Genomic DNA, 19,202 nt, shown 5'->3' with positions numbered 1-19,202 from the left:
CATCGTGAGCGGGGCAGGGGGGAGTCACGGCGCTGTGCGGACGGGAGGGCGCTGGTGGCGGTACAGGAGGCCGGCCACGCAGGACAGCACTTCATCGGGCGTGTGGTCGGCGAGCAGGTTTTCGAGCCGGGCCTCCAGGCGACGGGCGTGTTCCCGGGCGTCCTGGGCGAGGACCGTGGTCACCCGCCGCTGCAGCAGGTCCTGGGGGCGTTGCCCCAGGACTGCCGCGGCCTGGCGCAGGGCCTTGTCGGCGGAATGGGGCAGGGCGACGTTGAGCAGGACCTGCCCACGGTGGTCGGGGTAGTGCGTGGTCAGGACGTCGACCGGCAAGCGCGCGCCCAGTCGGCGCCGCACCCCGTGCAGGGCGCCACCGGGGCTGCGGGCGCTGTAGAGCGTCATCAGCCGGGTGCGGTCCGCGCTCGCGGCCAGGGGCACACCGCAGCGCGCATCCCGCAGTTCGCCGGGAGCGGCGGGCCTGGTCAACGTGATCTCGACGGCGTGGTGCGGCGTCACGGCCGGACCGCCTGCCGTACGCGGCCGTGGGGGCCGGGGCGCCGTCCGCCGGTGGGCAGGCGGGCGTGGACGTGTTCGTGGTGGCGCAGCGGATCGAAGGGTTCCCAGTCGGCGACCGCCAGGTCGGCAGCCGTGGGCAGGGCGGCGTGCTGCGGGCAGCGCTGGGCACGCCAGCACAGCTGCTCGGCATAGGGGAGGCGGCCCAGGTCGTAGACGGCCATCATATCGGCGGGCAGGGCCAGTTGGCCGCCCGCCGTGGTGACGGGCATGAGTCGCCAGGCGCCGGCCGGGGCGCCTGGGGTGAGGAGCGGGCTGGTACAGCGGTCGCGGCGCCGGGTCTGCGCGGTGCACCGGATCTCCTCCACCGGCCGGGACGCGAGATAGCGCACGTACAGCAGCTGCACGACGGGCCGAGCCGGACGACAGACCTGCGCAGCGGCGCCTGCAGGCGCCGGGCGGTCCGGGGCAGGGCTGGGACTGAAGGCCCCGCAGTCGATCAGACGGCGCGTGGTCACGGCCAGAGCCCGGCGCAGCCCGGCCAGATCGGTCGAGGCCGGGTCCGCATCCCGGGCGGGGCAGAGCACCGCGTGAAGCAGGCGGCACCAGCTGCCGCCGTCACCGGCCGGGTAGGCGACACCGGAGCTGACGTGCCAGCGGCACGCGGTGGGCACGCGGGCGGCCGGCAGTTCGCCGGGATGAAGACGGACCAGGCGCCGGTGCGGGCCGGTGCCGCGGTGGTACCACTCGATCCCGTTGCCGCACTCGCGGCACCGGTCGCGCTGGCCGCAGCGCAACAGGCGGCTGGCGCCGTCGGGGGAGATCTGCAGGAGACGGCGCGGGCGCACGGCGATCGGGCTGCTGTCCCAGTGCCGGGCCGCGGAGGGAGGTGTGGAGCGCATGAGGGCGAATCTGCCAGCCGACACGCCGGATCCGCCTCGGCGGCACCGAGCGATCGCCCAGCCGGCCGCATCCGGTGAGACTGACATGCGAACAATCAGCCATGCGTTCTAGGGCTCTCGCCAGTTCGGGTGATCTGCCGCGCCTGCGCGGCCACGGAGTCAGTCGTCGACGGGGCCGGGCAGGTCGTGCCCGTGGCACAGCGTGCTGAAGAGCTCATCCAGCGGCGTGCCCAGGGCGTGGGCGAGGGCGTGCCACGTCTTCAAGGTGCCGACGGTGCGGCCCTGCTCGATCTCGATGAGAGTGCGCCTGGCCAGGCCACTGCGGGCCGCGAGCTCGTCGTAGGTCCATCCGTGCGCGGCCCGCAGGCGCGCCAGTTCCAGCCGCAGCGCGTTGAGGTCCGGATCGGGCGGCAAGATCGTCACCTGTCCATCCGACGGTGCAGACCCATGCCCTGTCAGTGCAGACCTCTGCCCTATTTCCGCAGGTCGCACCAGCCGCCACAAGGGCAGAGGTCTGCACTAGGGTGACCGCCGCCCCGCACCCCACGAGAAGACCGGCGCGCACAAGCAGGAGGAGCACGCGCCCATGAGGCTGCGCACAGCATGCCCGGCACCACCCGGCACCTGGACCGTCGAACTGCGCCCGCACCCCGACGGCCTCGCCCTCGTCTGCCTGCAATGCCCCCACACAGGCCGCCAAGTTGCCGCCGCCTCCGCCCGCTCAGCCGCCCTCGCACACCTCGCACGACACGCACGCTGCGACCTCCGCCCACCCCACCTGCGCACCTGCCAGTGCCGCGAACGCGGATGCCGCTGGCACCCCCGCCACCGCGGCTGCAACGGCCCCATCCGCCTCCTCCTCGCCTGCGAACGCGGCGGACGGATCTGGAGACTCACCGACACCTGCACCGCCTGCGCCGCAGCAACTGCCCGGGCGGCCGTCGTCCCGGACACGGCCCTTGCCCCAGCACCCCGGCCCGCCCCGCCCCGACGTCGTCGACGGCCCAGAGGGCCGGACGAAAAGACCCGCGTCCGCGACATGCTCACCTACTTGGCCGCCACCCTCCCCGACGACAGCCCGCCTCCCGCGCGCCTGCTCGCCCTGCAGTGCGCGCTCCGCGTGGACGACACCCTGCACGTCCGCCTCCCCAGAGGCGTACTGCGCAGCCTCCGCCTCGACACCTCAAAGCCCTGGTACGACCTGGAACAGGCACACTGGCTGCACACGTTGCCCGCCAGCACCCCCCGCGAGATCGCCGCCCGGCTCCTCGACCCCGCCCTGCTCGGCCAGGCTCCAGCACGCCCCGACCGACGCCGCGCAGCGGACTGGGCCCTGCGCGCCGGCCGACCGTCCAAGACGGCAGAAGCCAGCAGGCTCCACCAACTCGCAAGTATCTACTTCGCAGCACACACGGACGCGCTCGGCAGCGGCCTGGCCGAGCCCGACCGAATGGCGAGAGCCTGCGGCCTGCAGCCTGAAGAGCTCCCGCCTCTGCTGACCCAGCTGACATCGGCCGGGGTGCTCGGCTCATGGCACGGTTGCCCGTACACGCAAGACCTGCACTGGACCCTCAAGCGGTCGCCCGGTCCGCACGCGAAATGAGGGCCTGTGGGGCGGAGACCGTGCTGCGCGGCCTGGCCGCCGCTTACCTCACTGTCCTGCCCCTCACTGTCTCCACCCCCCGCCCACGCGGCGGACACGCTCTCCCCGACCGACGCCATCGCGGCCCTGCCGGTGGCGGATGAGTCCCGTGCCGGTTACGACCGCGACGCCTTCCGCCACTGGAACGCCGGCGCCAACCCCTCCGACGGCTGCAATACCCGCGCGGAGGTCCTGATCGCCGAAGCGGTGGAGCCGCCGACGGTGGGCCCGAAGTGACGTCTGACGGGTGGCCGTTGGTGGTCGTACCACGATCAGGTGTGGGTGACGTCGGCTTCGGGTCTGGACATCGACCACATGGGTCCGCTAGCCGAAGCCTGGGACAGCGGCGCCTCGCCATGGTCCGCGGCACAGCGGGAGGCGTACGCCAACGACCTCGGCGCGGAGGCCAGCCTGGTCGCGGTCACGGCCCGATCGAACCGGTCGAAAGTCGACCGGGATCCGGCCGAGTGGCTGCCGTCGGCGGCCGAGGTGCACTGCCGGTACGTCGCGGAGTGGGTGGGCACGAAGCTGCGCTGGACCCTTTCGGCAGACCAGGCCGAAGCGGCGGCGCTGCGCGAGGTGGCGGTCGGCTGCCCGGAACAGACCGTGGCGTACGAGCCGGCCATGTAGGGGCCAGCCAGAGCACGAATAGGTGCCATGCCCATTGGGTCGGGGGCTCTGAGCGACACGCCGCGCCGCCCCTGCGGCCCGCCGTGTCGCTCGGCGGGTTGTGGCCGGCCGAGCCGGCGCCCGGCTGGCCGACGTCTTCGGGGCAAGGGCCAGCCGGAACACGGTCATGCGACTGGTCCAGGCACCGGTGGACGGCGGCTCGCCATGGCCCACCGGACACCGCTTCGCCAACGGTACCCGCGCCAAGCACGCCACCGTCCACGCGCCGCTGGCCGCTGGCCACCCGTGCGCGGACCTTGCGGTGCGCGGCGTTGTCATCCTCCTTGCTCGGGTAGCAGTTCGCGTCGGGGGCGTTTGCGGTGCGGGGTGACCATGCCGCAGTTGAGGTAGGCGCCGTCCGCCAGGACGGTCATGCCCTGGCAGTGCCCGGCCAGGCCCGAGTTCCGGCAGGCATGCGCGTCCGCACCGGTCGGGCCGCCGCGATCACCAAGCGGGTGTCGGCGTCCACTCTGTCCTGCACGTTCGCCGAGAACCGGTAGTTGCGTGACGAGGAGCCGACATTTTGGTCGCGGACCGGGATGAGGGCGCCGTCCACGATCCCCAACCGGTCGGCCGCATCGCCTGGTCGGGAAACGGGCTCCAGTGCGAGCAGCGGACCGCTCCGCTGGATCACCCGGCACACCGTCGAGGGTGAGATCTCGAACAGCGGCCCGAGCTGCCGCATGGTCAGGTTCGTGCGGTAGTACACGGCCACCACCAAGACATGACGCCGGTGAGAACAGTGAGAGCGCGGACGCCAGCGCTTGATCATTGGCCTTGTCACCTGTGGCGGCTGGTACGGATGGCGCATAGCGACAGTCGGCGCCACTGAAGCACAGCCGATTTCCGGAAGCAAACATCGAGACGCAGTGGGGTGGCGACGTCGAGGACTCGTTGATGGATGCGCCGGTGCCAGTTCGTGGGCGCGATCGGGGTGCGGCCTGCTGCTGTGGCCCGTGGGTCGCTCTCCGGGCAGGGGTGCCCGGGAGGGGGTCTGAGGGCGGCGCGGTGATGGAGGGGGCCTCTTAGCCCACCGCAAGGCCCCGCAGGAGCGTTCCCGCCCGGCGTGCGCTCGGCGTTCGGAGGTGAGGGGCCGTGCCGACTGCGCGCGCCTCGGGGTGTGCGGGGGTGCGACAGGGGCGCACAACGCTACGTGCGCCCCCCTTCACTACTGGTGAGGCAGCGCTACCCGTCCGGGTGCCGTGAGGCGTACGACGCCGCAACTGGAAACCCTGCAGCAGAACTCGACGGCCGCTGATGCGCCGTGTGGGGGAGCGGGCAGCGTCTGGCGGCTGATGTGGCGTACTACGGCGGGGCTGGCCTTCGTAAACGAGTACGGAAGGCGGCCGGGTAGTGTCGTGGTCAGCCCCTTCCTGGTGTCGGTGCCGGGCGGCGGGGTCAGCAGGCCTCCGAGCTGGCTGACCTCGGCTTCCGGAGCCGCCTCAGTCGGAAGGAGGTAGGCGATGCGCTCCTCCCCGGATCCTCCGGACCCGAGGGACGGAGACCAGTGTTGCGCATCCTCCGGGCTCGTATAGCCGGAGAGCCTCTCCGCTGCACACGGAGAGGCTCTGCGTGACGCTGAGTCGCCGACCCGGGTCCCGTGGATGAGATATTTGCAATCGCCACGGGGCCCGCCCCTTGTCTGGCGGCCTCGGTTGTCACCGGTGTCGGACTCCAATGTCGTTGTCCGGCGCAGTCCTCCGGGAGGGGCCAGTGCGCCTTGATGGCATGTTCACCCAGCTTGCAAGGTTTCAGGCAGGGTGAATTGACCCCCTGATTCCAGAGCACCGCGCACGTAAAATGTACCGCGCCGACTGGGAGGGGGCCGTCGATGGCGAGAGGTTTGGCGCTGATGTTTTCCGGTGCCCGTCTCAGACAGGCGCGCTCGCAGTCTGCGCACGGTGCCCTGAGCGCGGCAGAACTCGGAGACAGAGTGGGGGCCAGCAAGGCGCAGATCCTTGCCTACGAGAGCGGCCAGCGTGTCCCGGACCCGCCGCGCATCCGCCGGCTTGCCGAAGCCCTCGGAGTCCATCCTCTGCAGTTGGCGAACCAAAACAGCCTCAAAAACTGGGGGTTGGCAGAGCTCCGTCGGGCCAACGGTCTGCGCGCCAGCGATCTGTGTGACGAGCTGGGGCTGAAGCTGCACAGTTATCGCCGCCTCGAGACACAGGGGCTGACTGCAGAAGGGCGGTACGGCCTGACGCCCCGTCTGGCGGCCGCCCTAGGGGTGTCGATGCGCGCACTGGAGAGGCACATCGGCAATGTCCCCGCGGTCCGCCAGCGCCTGGAGGGAATCGGAGAAACAGTGACCGCCCTCCTGGAAACCCACCTGGCACCGGGCCGCACAGACGTGCCAGAGGTCGCAGACGAGCTCGTCAAAGAAATCGCAGCCTGCTACACCCGCCCTGTCGCGACAGTGGCACGCATCCTATGCCAGGAGACACGCGCCCTGCGGGAAAGGCGACGACGCCAGGCAGTGGAAGCAGCCGCCGCATACTACGGCCCCACCGCCGAAGAGCAGCAGCGGGCACGCCGACGTATGGAAAGCGAGGACGCACAGGTCGACCAGCTCATTGCCAGCTTGCCGCAGCGTCTGGACGTCTTCTTCCGCGCCCAACTCTCGCCAGAGAGCTGGGAGACGCTGTGTCGGCTTCATTTGGCTCGCTCCGACGAGCGAACACTGTCCCTGCTTTCTCCGCTCCTGGCCGGCGATACAGCCCTCACACCCATGGTCCGGCCAGTACGGGGGACAGCAGCCGAGTACCAAGGCAGTCTGTACGACATTGCCCGCGACGGACAGCACCACTACGTCAACTTCAAAAATTGGTATGAAGCCCTGTACCCGTGGGTCGAAGACAGCCTGCGCCACTCCGCCCGCTTGACAGCAGCAAGCAACCCTCCCGAGCTTGTCTGGCTTCGCCAATGCTTCGCCCAGTCTCAGACCATCCTGTTCAGCTTCGACGGCATCCTGTGCAAGCTTTTCGCCGGCAACGTGCGCTCCGTATCGGGCCAATTGGCCCAAGCGGCCAGCAGCCTGCACCTGCGACCGGAAACCAGCGACACCGCCGACCCCGTCGCCCTGCTCCGCTCAGTGGTCGACTGCGGATCGCCCGATCAGATCCGCCACCTCGACGGCATTCTGACCACCTACGAAACAAACGCGGCACGTCATGCGAAGCCCTTGCCGGGTGCTGCCCAGCTTCTGGGCGCGCTCAGCCGCGGTCCCTGGCGGCTTGCTGTGGTCACCGACCACGCCAGCGCCGCCGTCCAGACGTTCCTCGCGCACCTGGGGCCAGGTGCCGCCAGTGTTCCAGAACTGGGAGTCTTCGGGCGCCCCACAGACCCTCGGCTGATGAAACCGCACCCCCACGCGGTCGCTCTGGCCACCAGTCGCCTCGGAGGCGACCGTGCACGCACACTCCTCATCGGCGAGTCCCTCGCCGACGCTCTGGCCGCACGCGCGGCTGGGGTGCAGTTCATCGGCGTCGCCACCCACCAACGCCATGCCCGCATGCTCAAGGAAGCAGGGGCCGCCAACGTCGTGGATACGCTGGCCACCCTGCTTGCGGCGGTCAGCCGGCTCAACGAAAGCCACGAATGAAACGGCTCTACCCAGAGGCCGACGGCAGAGTCCGCAAAGCCAATGCTGCCCTGCGAGCGTGCGCGTGGCGGTCTCCCAGGGACGATGACAATGCTGTATGAACCTGGTGCAACAAGGCGTATGCATCGGCCGTATTTCCCCGGTCCCGAAGCACGCATCCGAGCCGGTAGGCCGTCGACAGAGTCTGAGGATGTGTCTCACCGAGGACCCGCGATCGCGTGATGTGCACGTCCCGGAACTGCTCGAGAGCCTCCTCCAGCAGACCCTCGTCCTGGGCGAGGCACGCGAGATTGTGCAGTACCGTCAGCGTCCGCGGGTGGTCCTCGTCTAGATCCCGCCGCCGGGCTCTGAGTACCTGTTCATATGCTCGCCGTGCCTCTTCCCACCGGCCCAGATCATGAAGCACGCGGGCCAGTTCGTGCCGCGCGGACAGGGTGTGGCCGTGTTCGTTCCCCTGAAGCCTCCGCCGGCTCTCCAGTACCGCAGACAGATGCTCTTCTGCCTCGGCCAGGCGCCCCAGATCGTGCAGTACCCGTCCCAGTTCGTGCCGCGCCGTCAACCCGTGGGGGAAATCCGAGCCCTGCGCTGCACAGTGCCCCTGCCACACCCGCTGGTAGACGGCCTCCGCCTGAGCCAGCTCACCGATGTCGTGGAGTGCCGCCGCGAGATTGTGCTGTGCAGTCAGCGTCTCGGGATCGGACGCTCCCAAAAGGCGTGTGCGCCACTGCACCACTTTGCTGAAGACGGCCTCAGCCTGCCGGGCCAGTCCGCGTGCTTGCAGGTAGCGAGCACTCATCTCCGCAGCCGACGCTCCCATGACCTGGACCTCCAAGGGCGCCTGAGCCAAGGTCGCCTCCTGATCCACCAGGTGCAGCACATGCGGAGCCAGAAGAGCCCACCCCGCCCATGCCCCCGGCTCCTCCGGTTTGCCGGCCTGAGAGGCACCGCTCGCATGGCCCAGCAGGGCAACTACGAGCGAGAAGTACCGAGGAGTGCTGCTGAGGTCTCTGATCAGCGGATGCACGCGAACGGTCGCCCGGACAACAGCATGGTCAGCCGACGCCTCGGCGCCCGCTGCCGGACTGAGATCGATCATGCTCAGCGCCGCCAGAGCACGCAGAGACCGCCACACAGCCGTGCCGTCGATCTCCTCCAGTCCGTCCCCGCCGCGCAGGAGCGGAGTACGCAGCACCAGGGTGTACGGCATCGGAGCATCAGCAAATCCGGACAGCAGCTCCAGCAGAGGAGTCGCGTACTTGAAACCGCGACGCTCCAGCAGACCAAGAGCAAGGCCCCGCATGTCCGCAATCATAGGCGCAGGACTTAGGTCAGGACCGACCGGTGCGTCAAGCGCGCGCACGAAAGCGTCGAAGCCCGCGGGCATGTCAGCGTCACGAAAAGCCTCTGGCATCTCATTCACCTCGGCTAAATAGTCCCCCGCCATCCGCAGCGCTAAAGGCAGGCCCCCCAGCCGGCGCGCCAGCCGAAAAGCACCGTCCACTGGCTCGACACCAGGCCCGGCGTGATCGATCAGCACCCGTACAGCATCTCCCTCAGACAGAGGAAGTACCGGACGCAAGACTGCACCAGCCCCCCAGACATCCGGAGTTCCATCGCATGTGGTGACCAGAACCAGGCCACAAGGGCAAGAATGCGGCCGAATCCACCCGGTTCCAGCCGCCAGCTGCCCAGGCCCGTCCAGCAGCGAAGGATCTTCCACTCCGTCCACCACCAGCAGCCAGGGCCAGTCCGCCTGACTGAGCCGGTGCCACAAAACATCCACCACCCCATCAGCCTCAACGAGGCTCTCAGGCACACCCACCCTCCGGGCAACCGACCGCAACCCACCTTCGAACAATGCCGCCTGCCGCGCATCGATCCACCACGTACAGCGGCCAAAAGCAGTCCCGAAGCGGAACTGCATGCGGTGCGCGGACTCCAAAGCCACCGACGTCTTACCGCTGCCGCTCAATCCGTGCAGGACATGCAGACGCCCGTCCCCCTGCCCCTCGCATTGCCGCTGGAGGTCAAGCAACAGCTCCGTGCGGCCCCGCAGTGGATACCTCGGATGCCGCAGCCCCATCGGGGCGGTGAGCGTCACAATGCGGGGGCCGCTCGAAGACGAAGCAGCCACGACCAACTGGCCGACCTCCAAACGGCCGGCAGCCACAGCTCCGTCCCGCGCGACCACCTGGCCCACTCCCTCCACCGCGGGCATCAGCTCTGCGGCCTCGCCCCGGGAGGGAAAGGGCCCCCCAGATGCACACCCCCCTCTACACGGACAACCGCACCAGCCACCGAGCCCCCCTCGGCAGCGATCCGCACGTCTCTACCTGCGGCCACACCTCCTGGCGCAGCCTGCACCCCACCCGGAAGCGACCGGACCCGTTCCACCACCTCGGCCAGCTGCGCGGCGGCTTCAGCACGCGCCTGGACACCAAGAGCCTGGAGCATCAGTTCCAAGCGTGTCTGCCAGACGCCCTCCCACCTCACTCGCGACTCTGCGTCACTCGCCTCCGCCGTCAGTTCCATCTGCATGCAATCCAGACGCTGCAGTTCAGAAGCCTCCTGCTCAGAGTTTCCCCGCCCCAGCAGCCGGGCGACTGCCTGCCGCACAGACACCCAAGCATCCGTACCAGCAGCCTGCACCACGGCCAATCCACCAGCTGCGGCTAACGCCGCAACAGCCTCCACAGACATACCTACCCCCGGGTCCGACGACAGACGAAGGCACACGGCCCCCACCGATACCGACAAACATTCCTCATCGGCGCCTACATCACTCCTCTACGAGGCCACGGCTTGCCTCACTCGAACTGATCAGAAATGGCCACCAAGACGTATCCACAGAGACACCGACCGAAAGAAGTGATCATGGCGCGTAACTTCGCACCTCCGATAAACACTCGCCGGTGCCCCTGCCGATACAGTCACCGAAGGAGGTTGCAGGGGCGGCACCTCAGTCGCCGACCGCTGCCGGCGCGTTCTTCAGGAGGAGAAGCCGCCTTGATCATCCGTCCGCGACGCGTCAAGCGGAACCGGGAAGACCGCCTGGCAGAACTCCGCGAACAGTACAAGAAACAAATCGGCAGGCTAAGAATTTTCCTGCTACTCGAATGCGCCCCCCTCGTCGTGGATCCACTGGCAATCGCAGACGAAGCCTTCGAGCGAGCCTTCTCCCAACCCGAAAGGACCTTCACCTACTGCGATATCCGAAAGATCGCAGAAGGGATTGTCCGCGAGAAACGAACTACATGCGGAATGCAAACCTATGCTGAATACAAGCTGGAGGAGGTGTTCGACGAATACCTCACAGACGACCTGCAGCCCGTCCGGCACGTCCTGCAGGCAATCGACTGCTTAAGCCTCGGCGAACGCAGAGCCGTCGAAGCAGAACTCATCCACCTGCTGACCTGCGAAGGGCTAGTTGACACAGTAGGAGGAGCAGCAGTCACGCGACGAGTGCAAAAATCAAAAGGCCTCGCCAAACTTGACCAGGCGAAGGTGAACTTGGATCTCCTGGAACCTTTCTTCATCCCCCTGAGAGGAGAACGCAGTGGCAAGCAAGACGGATGACGACCTCGCACCCACCCTCTACCGGTACTACCGAAGGCTGCAGAAAAGTGCGGCAGGGGCGGAGCAAGACCTCGACCGCCGATTCGACAGAATCATCGCAAATATCGAACACCGAAAGCGGCAGGGGACGCGCGACCGAGACGCGAAACTGTCCTGTCTCACCTGCCTACGCAACGCCGTCCACCGAGCCCGTCGGTCAACATTCGGCCAGATCAGCGCAGGCGGCGCAACAGCAGCCCTGGCTGCCAAACTGACTCAATATGCCCAAGGATGGGCCAACCTTGCAGCAGCAGCCGCAACAGGAGTGCTGGCGGCCGTCGTCGTTGCCGCGGCCATGGACACCCGCAACTTGGCGCCCTTACGGCGGGCTCGTCGCCGACGCCAGACGGAGGACGCCACACCGTCTCCCCATCCATAGGGCTATCCCTCAATGGCCGCATGGCACGGCGTCACGGACGATTGCTGGCTGACCGTGGGTCAGCGCATGCCGGGTGCGCATGCCGTAAGCACGGCGGAGTCGTTGCTGGCGAGATCTCAGCGGGGAGTGTCCCGGTGCGGAGCGAGGACGCTGTGATGTTCGCGCACCTATGCCGCGATGTGCCTCGGTAATCTAGTCGTGCGTTCGGTTCAATCCTCCACATCGATCCCGTAGTCGGTGGCCATACCCGCCAGTCCGCTGGCGTAGCCCTGTCCGACTGCACCTGTCCCCACTCCCTGTGACCACCCGGATACCGCACCGATGACGTTGCAACGTCGGAGACAATGACGGGATGCGATACGCATGGCGACGGGCCCTGGAAGCTCTGCCTGACGAACTGGACCAGCAGCAGGCTGTCGAGCATCGCCCGCGCACAGGCGAGGGAACCCAATTCGGCGACGTTCGGGATGTTCCCGTGGTAGTGGTACTGGGGGAGCGGGGCTGCGGCAAGTCAGTCGCGTTCGAGCAGGAACTCGCCCGCCTGCTCGATGACACAACTCCTGCGACGCTGACCCACCTCGGGCAGGACGTGTATGACACGGCCACCGCGGCCGCACACCTACGGCACCATCTGAAGCCCGAGGGCGACGGAACACAGCATGTGCTGCTGGACGGCCTGGACGAGGGGCTGAGCGACATCCAAGGGCTCGACAAGGTGTTGCTGACCCAGCTGCGCGCCCTGTCCCCGAACGAGCGGCGCCGGCTCCGGCTGCGGATCGCCTGCCGTACGACCCGGTGGCCCGAGAACCTGGAGACAGGCCTGCGCGACCTGTGGCCGGAGCCGGGACAGGTCGCGATGGTGACACTGGCGGCCCTCAGCCCAGCCGACGCCCAGTACGCCGTCGACCAAAGCGGCCTGGACGGTGCCGCGTTCATGGAGCACGTCCTCAGCCGGGGTCTGCAGGCCCTCGCGCAGCAGCCGGCCACCTTGATCCCCCTCATCAAGGCCCGGATAGAGGGACGAGAACTGCCCATCACGGTCGCGGAGGCCTTCACACAAGCCTGCCGTACGCTTTGCACCGAAACCTGGCCGCAGAACTTCTCGCAGCGCCAGGAACGGCCCTTTGTGGACCATCTCCTCGACGTGGCCCGCTGGGCCGCAGCCGCCCTGCAGTTCAGCCGGTGCGCCGCGCTCGCCGACGGTGCCCGCCACGGGCCGGGAGAGCTGCACCTGGACACCCTGGGCGGAGATCACGTGCCAGGAATCGACGGCACACCAGGGTGCGGCCGGCATGAACTGCTCCACCTCACAGAGTCCGGCCTCCTGACCGCCGTGGGCCAGCGCAGATGGGTATTCGCCCACCGAAGCCTGCAGGAACACCTGGCCGCTGAATACCTGGCAACAGCCGTAGAGCCCGCCGCGCACGGCGCGCTGCTGTGGGCCGGAACCGGCCAGGCCCGCCACATCATGCCCGAGCACCAGGAAATAGCCGCCCGCCTGGCCGCCGTCGACGACACACTCTTCGACGACCTCCTCGAGCACGACCCGTACATCCTGCTCCTGGCCGACCTCCAGGCCCTGCCCGCAGAGCACCGCCGAAGGACAGCCCAGGCCATACTCGACTCGGCCCCCGTCCAGGAGCCCTACCGCATCGGCTGGGACCAAATCGACCGGCTGAACCATCCGGGCCTCGCCCCGCAACTGCAGCCGTTCCTGACACCGCATTCAGACCCGGACCAGCGCTACCTCGCCCTGTGGATCGCGGGAAAGTGCCAGCCTGCCGGTCTGACCCCATACCTGCTGGCACTCGCAGAGGAGACGAACGCACCCACCCGGATCCGCGCCTTCGCCCTCGACGTCCTGCACGAGGCCGAGGACCCAGCAGCTGTAGCCCGGCTGCGCACCCTGGCATCCGACTCCAAGCCCAGCGTCGCCGGCGCAGCCCTCGAGCACCTGTGGCCGCACCACCTGTCCGTCACCGACTACCTCGACTTGCTGCCCGACCTCGATGAATGGCCCTGGCGTCTCACCCTCGACAGGCTGGACAAGATCACCGGCCAGGCCGGAAGCCTCCTCGACTGGTCCGTCAACGCACTGAAAGAGAAGAGCCCCAAGGCCGCCATCGCGGCCACGGTGCTGGCCGCCTGCATCACCCAGCTGAGCCACACCCCCGCACAGCCGGACCCCCTGCTGGAAGAACGGGCCGGGCAAGCCCTCGTCGCACTCGCAGCCGATCGCGAACTCGCCTACCGCACCGACGCGCGCACCGCCTTCGAATCCCTCAGCAGCGCCCTGCACGGCGCACCGGAACTGCGCCGCCGCCTCGCCTCATACGTGCTGCAGCACGCCGACCCGGACAACGTGCTACATCTCGCCCACCACAACCCGGACACGGGCTTGTTCCCCGACGAAGATCTCCTGCACTGGGCCACCGCCTGGCCCACCCTGTCCCAGGAATCGCGCACCGCGGCACGCCCCCTCCTCAGCCACCGCCCACGACCATCGGACACAGTACTGCGCCAGGCCGTCGATGATGCCCGGCAGACGGACGATGCCCTGAAACGGGACACGGCCTGGTGGGACGGACCGGAGCCAAAATGGCAGCGCCGCAGCCGCGAACGCCAGGAAGACGAACGCCGCCGCAACACCTTCAACGAGCACGCGCTGCGCACCGCCCTGCAGACTGCGCAGTCAGCCGGCCCGGACACGGTGCGGGAAGCATGGCTCGCTGTCCTGGGCCACCTGCACCGCACCACCGACGGCACACGCCCCCCGAACCAGCCCTCCTCCCAGCCCTTGATCAATGCAGTCGCCCAAGCGCCATCGCTGCCCGACCCGGGCAGCGACCTGCACGAAGAACTGACCAGAACCGCACGGCATGTACTGGCCGCGGTCCCTGTATGGACCAGCCAGCACATGGACCCCTGGGGCCCGAACGCCACCGAAGTACCGGAACTGACGGCCCTGGGGTTCGTCTCCTTCGACGAGGCGCACAACGCCCTAGGCCACCATCAGGCCGTCCGCTGGGCCGGCTGGGCGGTGGCTCTGGCCACGATGACGCCCCGGGCGCAGGAAACCACACAGCACCACACTCTCCTGCGGGACTGTGCCCAACAGGCCGGCTCCGCCTTCGGTGCCGCACTGGAACTATGCCTGGACGTACTCGACGCCCATCGTCTTGCCGAAGCGGTCCGCACTCTTGCGCAACTGCCGCTGCCGGCACCATGCAGCATCATCCAGCGCTGGGCGGCCGCCCCAGGCCGGTCGGCTGAATCCTGGGCCACAGCCCTGGCCGCACTGGCCCACCACGGCCACACCACAGCGCGAGCACTCCTGACCGACGCAGTGCAGGCAGGCCCCCACCGGGATCCGCAACAGCAGGAACGCTGGATCAGGGCCGTACGCATCGTGATGTCCTTCGACGTTCTGCCTGGGCTGTGGCCCACCATCCGTCATCACTTCGACGAGACCCCTCAACTCTGTGACGAGGTCATCGGCCGTACTGCCACACACCTCACCCTCCGGCACCACTGGCCCGACGGCGTGGCCGCGCTCAGCGAAGCCGATCTCGCCGACCTCCACCGCCGCCTGCAGACACGAGAAGAACTTCAGCAACCCCGCCCCGAACACGAGCCCGGCGTCGCCTACTCCATCACCACGACCGACCGGCTCCACGACCTCGCCGACAGCCTCCTCCAGTTGATGGCAGACAAGCGCACCCAGGCCGCAGCAACCCAGCTCCTTGCCCTGGCAGACTCCGTGCCCCACCAGACCCGCCGCCTGCACCGGCTGGCACGGCGCACCGTGCGCCATGCCGCCGAACGCCAGCTCCAGCCCCTGACAGCCGACCAGCTTCGACGACTAGCCGACGATCACCGGAAACGCGTGATCAGCAACGAGGCCCACCTCCTCGACGTCGTCATGGAAGCCCTGGACAGCGTCCAGGAAGCCCTCTCGGCACCGAACGGACTGGCGACCCTGTTGTGGAACCGCAGCGCCTCGGCCGCCAGCTCTTCCTGGTGGCCGATGTGGGAGGAAGATTTCAGCGACCTGGTGACCGGTCTGCTGAAGATGCAGCTTGAACACCGGCGCGTCATCCTCAACCGCGAAGTGCAAGTCAACCGCCCCGGCGTCGGCGGAGGAGGCCGCACCGACATCCACATCCAGGCCGCCACTGCTCCCGACGACCCGGCCCCGGTCACGGTTGTCATCGAGTGCAAGGGGTGCTGGAACCCCACACTCCCTACGGCACTGACCGACCAGCTGGTAGCCCGCTACCTGTGCCACCCCCGCACGGCCGGCGTCCTCCTGGTCGGATTCTTCGACTGCGACATCTGGGATCCCAACAGGCGGCCGGTCTGCTCCCCAATCCACAGCCGGGAGCAGATCGAGCAGCAACAGCACCAACAGGCCGCAGCCCATCGGCTTCCCGTACAGGCCAAAGTGCTGGACTGCAGGCCGCCAGGGCACCAAACCTGACCATGACGACTCGCCCGGACCGACCCGCCCGCCTGTCAATCAATGGAAGAACAGGAATACTCGCGCGGGGTGAGCGCTGCGACGTAGCCGCTTGTAGAAGTCGCTTCAGGTGGGTGTCGGACCTGATCTCCCCTCTGCGGGCACCATGCCGCAAGCAGCGGCGGTCCCAAGGGGAGGCCGCCAGTACCCGCCAGTCGACCAACCTGGGCATGGAGGAGAGCCGACCGCCGTAACGTAGGAAGGCAGCCGTCCAAGGGGGGACGGGCCCAGGCGAGGGCGGAAGCGAGTTGAACGAGCAGAAGTTTGTCGACATGGCGGCCCAGTTCGTGCACGCGAGCCTGCAGTCGTGGCGAGCGGGTCAGCGAGCCTTCGCGGTGCTTCACACCGGTGTCGGCTGCGAGCACCTCCTCAAGGCGCTGTTGTGCCGATACGACCCGTTGCTCATCTCTGAGAGGAACGACCGTGCTCATCGCTTCCATGCGCTCGGGTTCGGTGATGCGCAAGGAGTCATGCCTCTGACCCAGGCGAGAACGATCGGCATCGTCGAAGCATTCAAGGACGCGTCGATCTTCATGCGGGGCCGGATGCCTGTCGACGAGAAGAGGTTCAGACTGGTCGCCGACTCCCGCAACGGCGTGGCCCACTATGCTCACCTCGATGACCACGCAGCCGGCGAGGTTGTCGGGCTCGGTCTTCAGGTCGTCGAGTCTCTGCGCGCCGAGCTCGGCCTGGACGCAGCCGACTTCTGGGGCGAGTACGAGGCTGTGTTCACCGACCTGGACCAGGTTGCCGCCATGCCCGACTTGAAGAGCGGTGACCGTCCCAACATCGAAGCTGCTGCCGAGGAACGCGCGCTCCATGAGCGGACTGCCGCTTACGGAGCGCTTAGCACAGCTGTAGCAACGGCCATCGAGGTCGCGTCCTGGGGATCCGCCCGGCGGTCCGCCAACCACCAACAGGATGTGGACCTCGCCACGCTGCGCACATCGCTGGTGACCGGGCTGCGGATCGCCGGAGCGCGGGCTCGTCAGACTGCCAGCGAGCTCCTCACGGACTACCGGGTACTGCCGTTTCCCTCTCGTCCGGACGCCTCACACGCCGTCCCGGGCATTGGACGGAAGGTTCAGACAGCCGTAGCAGTCAAGGTACTGATCTCCTCGAGCATCACCGCTGGCCTTGCCGAGGCATGTGCCGAGCACCCGGACCTGCCGCTCCTCACCAGCTTGAAAGAGATGAACGGAGCACTCCGCAGCAGCCAGGTGCCAGACGGCGATCACCTCTGGTGGCGACCCTGCCCGGCTTGCGGATACGACGGCAACGTGTTCGGCGATCTCGACGCCACAGACTGCTGGTGTCCTGACGGAAGCTGCCCCCATCCCGACCGGACAGTTGACGTTGGACTCGTCGAATCATTTTCCTGCCCCCTCTGCGGCCTGCTCCTGACCCACGGTGAGGAACTTGAAGCAGCAGGAATCGAAAGCGGCGAGATCGAATGAACGGCTGGCCAGCGAGAGCGAATGTGCGACCGGATGACGACTGTCTTGAGACCGCAGTGGACCGCGGGGCCGTCTCTGTCCTGGCTACCTGACCACCGCACCTTTGCCCCAGCTCGCAAGTCAGGCAGGATCCCTTCCGAGGCAAGCTGCCTCAAGAGCGGACGGCCCGACCCACCGGGCGGATCACCCCGGTGCACGGTGCCGCCCGGTTCAGCGGCTGAACCCTGAGGCATGCGTAGGGGAGCCGGGCAGGTTGCCGTCAGCGGGTGCCGTTCTGTGTGCGGCCGGGGCAGTTACCGAGATAGGACCGGCCGGCCTGCGGTACTCCCAGGCTGGGGCCGCGCTGCAGGAGTCGGTGTCCAAGGCCAGGCCTCCCGCGATGAGAGCCGTGCACTACCAACTGGGTGAGCTGGAGACGAAAGGTGCCATCCACTGCGAGCCGCACCGCACCTGCGGGATCCGACTCGCATTAACGCCGGCTGCTACCACCTCACCCTCACCAACGAGGAGACGGACCGGACGTTGACACAATGGTCTTCACCCTCGGTGATCGTCTGCCATCCTGTCCGCCATGGCCCACCGCCCCCACCCGGTCGCCGCCCGCGCCTGGCGGCACATCCTGCGCCGGTACCGCTACCAGCGCCCGCCGCATTCGCCCGATCTCCCACCCTCGGTCCAGGAGGTCGACGGCACGTACCGGCTGTCGACCCGCATGGAGAAACGTCACTCACCCGGGTGAATCTCGACCACGACCGCGTCTGCCGGCCTCAGCTGTACGGAAGGCGCAAGTGAGGGTTCCCGGTGACCCCTTGCCGCCCCCTGGCTCGCTGCCACCATGGCTCCCCGCCGCGGCCGGGGGCGGCTCTTACCTGTCACCGGGCAGTTTTCTGCAACGCCTGCATCGCCTTCGCTCCCGCTTTCGGCCGGGCCCGGACCATCATCGATACCTGTGCCACCTCTTCCCAGCACCGATTGCCGGGCCGAGACCGACAGCCGCGCGCGGACGAAACAGGTCACGCCGGTGCCGGTACGACCATTGCACCCACACGGGCGGCGCACTCGCCAAACGCCTGATCGCGCCCCCTCGCCTGCCGTTATCAACGGCTCATGCTCAAGACCGTGCTGCGCGGCCTGGCCGCTGCCTCCCTCGCCGTCCTGCCGCTCACCGTCTCCACCCCTGCCCATGCGGCGGACACGCTCTCCCTGACCGACGCCATCGCGGCCCTGCCGGTAGCGGACGAGTCCCGTGCCGGTTATGACCGTGACGCCTTCCGCCACTGGAACTCTGGCGCCAACCCCTCCGACGGCTGTAATACCCGCGCGGAGGTCCTGATCGCGGAGGCGGTGGAGCCGCCGACGGTGGGGGCGAAGTGCCGTCTGACGGGCGGCCGGTGGTGGTCGTATTACGACCAGATGTGGGTGACGTCGGCCTCGGGTCTGGACATCGACCACATGGGCCCGCTCGCCGAGGCCTGGGACAGCGGCGCCTCCACCTGGTCCGCGCAGCGGCGGGAGGCGTATGCCAACGACCTCGGCGCGGATGCCAGCCTGGTTGCGGTCACCGCCCGCTCGAACCGGTCCAAGTCCGACCAGGACCCTGCCCAGTGGCTGCCGCCGGCGACCGAGGCGCACTGCCGGTACGTCGCCGAGTGGGTGGGCACGAAACTGCGCTGGAGCCTGTCGGCCGACGAAGCCGAAGCGGCCGCGTTGCGCGAGGTGGCGGTCGGCTGCCCGGGGCAGACCGTGACGTACGAGCCGGCCATGTAGGGGCCAGCCAGAGTACGAGTAGGGGAAACGTCCATTGGGTCGAGGGCTCCGAGCGTCACGGCGCGCCCGCGGAGCGGGGCCCCCAGAACCTCGGGGGGGTGTGGGGGGGTTTCTGTGTGTGTGGAAGTCGAGCCCCCCCCC

The 19,202-nt window shown here is 68.2% G+C and carries 11 protein-coding genes and 2 pseudogenes; 8 read left to right on the top strand and 5 right to left on the bottom strand.

Annotation, left to right across the window (positions count from 1 at the left end):
- Nucleotides 1-24: 24 nt before the first annotated feature.
- The 3 genes from ACFC1X_RS24360 to ACFC1X_RS24350 all read right to left on the bottom strand — a co-directional run bounded on the left by ACFC1X_RS24360 (nucleotide 25) and on the right by ACFC1X_RS24350 (nucleotide 1,835).
- Complete coding sequence (locus ACFC1X_RS24360) at nucleotides 25-513, bottom strand: hypothetical protein (RefSeq protein WP_376356903.1); 489 nt, start codon at nucleotides 511-513, stop codon at nucleotides 25-27.
- A complete protein-coding gene (locus tag ACFC1X_RS24355) occupies nucleotides 510-1,412 on the bottom strand; it encodes a DUF6083 domain-containing protein (protein ID WP_376356901.1) in 903 nt (300 codons plus the stop codon). Before ACFC1X_RS24355 ends, ACFC1X_RS24360 begins: the two co-directional genes overlap by 4 nt.
- A 159-nt stretch (nucleotides 1,413-1,571) precedes the next feature.
- The gene (locus tag ACFC1X_RS24350) at nucleotides 1,572-1,835 is read right to left on the bottom strand and encodes a helix-turn-helix transcriptional regulator (RefSeq protein ID WP_376356899.1); all 264 of its coding nucleotides are present in this window, start codon (nucleotides 1,833-1,835) and stop codon (nucleotides 1,572-1,574) included.
- A 616-nt stretch (nucleotides 1,836-2,451) separates the two neighbouring features.
- Between ACFC1X_RS24350 and ACFC1X_RS24345 the strand changes: the two genes are divergently transcribed.
- Together ACFC1X_RS24345 and ACFC1X_RS24340 are read left to right on the top strand one after the other, a co-directional pair.
- Complete coding sequence (locus ACFC1X_RS24345) at nucleotides 2,452-3,015, top strand: hypothetical protein (RefSeq protein WP_376356897.1); 564 nt, start codon at nucleotides 2,452-2,454, stop codon at nucleotides 3,013-3,015.
- Nucleotides 3,012-3,684, top strand: a pseudogene (locus ACFC1X_RS24340) (HNH endonuclease family protein). Before ACFC1X_RS24345 ends, ACFC1X_RS24340 begins: the two are co-directional and overlap by 4 nt.
- Before the next feature lie 280 nt (nucleotides 3,685-3,964).
- Here ACFC1X_RS24340 and ACFC1X_RS24335 read toward each other — a convergent pair.
- Nucleotides 3,965-4,447 (bottom strand): annotated as a pseudogene (locus ACFC1X_RS24335) (transposase family protein); the annotation flags it as partial.
- 1,107 nt (nucleotides 4,448-5,554) lie between these two features.
- Here ACFC1X_RS24335 and ACFC1X_RS24330 point away from each other — a divergent pair.
- The gene (locus ACFC1X_RS24330; RefSeq protein ID WP_376356895.1) at nucleotides 5,555-7,324 is read left to right on the top strand and encodes a helix-turn-helix domain-containing protein; all 1,770 of its coding nucleotides are present in this window, start codon (nucleotides 5,555-5,557) and stop codon (nucleotides 7,322-7,324) included.
- A 7-nt stretch (nucleotides 7,325-7,331) separates the two neighbouring features.
- On the opposite strand, the gene ACFC1X_RS24325 is transcribed toward ACFC1X_RS24330, so the two are convergent.
- A complete protein-coding gene (locus ACFC1X_RS24325; RefSeq protein WP_376356893.1) occupies nucleotides 7,332-8,861 on the bottom strand; it encodes a tetratricopeptide repeat protein in 1,530 nt (509 codons plus the stop codon).
- A gap of 1,469 nt (nucleotides 8,862-10,330) precedes the next feature.
- Between ACFC1X_RS24325 and ACFC1X_RS24320 the strand changes: the two genes are divergently transcribed.
- The 5 genes from ACFC1X_RS24320 (at nucleotide 10,331) to ACFC1X_RS24300 (ending at nucleotide 19,061) form a co-directional block, all read left to right on the top strand.
- Nucleotides 10,331-10,900 (top strand): hypothetical protein, encoded by a 570-nt coding sequence (locus ACFC1X_RS24320; protein WP_376356891.1) that lies wholly within the window; start codon nucleotides 10,331-10,333, stop codon nucleotides 10,898-10,900.
- Nucleotides 10,901-11,670: 770 nt separating this feature from the next.
- Nucleotides 11,671-15,798 (top strand): NACHT domain-containing protein, encoded by a 4,128-nt coding sequence (locus ACFC1X_RS24315; RefSeq protein WP_376356889.1) that lies wholly within the window; start codon nucleotides 11,671-11,673, stop codon nucleotides 15,796-15,798.
- 287 nt (nucleotides 15,799-16,085) lie between these two features.
- On the top strand, nucleotides 16,086-17,294 hold the full coding sequence (locus tag ACFC1X_RS24310; protein ID WP_376356887.1) for a hypothetical protein: 1,209 nt from the start codon (nucleotides 16,086-16,088) through the stop codon (nucleotides 17,292-17,294).
- 571 nt (nucleotides 17,295-17,865) lie between these two features.
- Nucleotides 17,866-18,033 carry a hypothetical protein gene (locus ACFC1X_RS24305; protein ID WP_376356885.1) on the top strand — a complete coding sequence of 56 codons (168 nt, stop codon included), beginning with the start codon at nucleotides 17,866-17,868 and terminating at the stop codon, nucleotides 18,031-18,033.
- Between the two features lie 368 nt (nucleotides 18,034-18,401).
- A complete protein-coding gene (locus ACFC1X_RS24300; RefSeq protein WP_376356883.1) occupies nucleotides 18,402-19,061 on the top strand; it encodes an HNH endonuclease family protein in 660 nt (219 codons plus the stop codon).
- Nucleotides 19,062-19,202: the final 141 nt, after the last annotated feature.

The sequence above is a fragment of the Streptomyces sp. NPDC056128 genome (assembly GCF_042263835.1).
Classification (GTDB): domain Bacteria; phylum Actinomycetota; class Actinomycetes; order Streptomycetales; family Streptomycetaceae; genus Streptomyces.
Note: the sequence above shows the minus strand (reverse complement) of the source record. Positions and strands in the feature narration are given on the sequence as shown.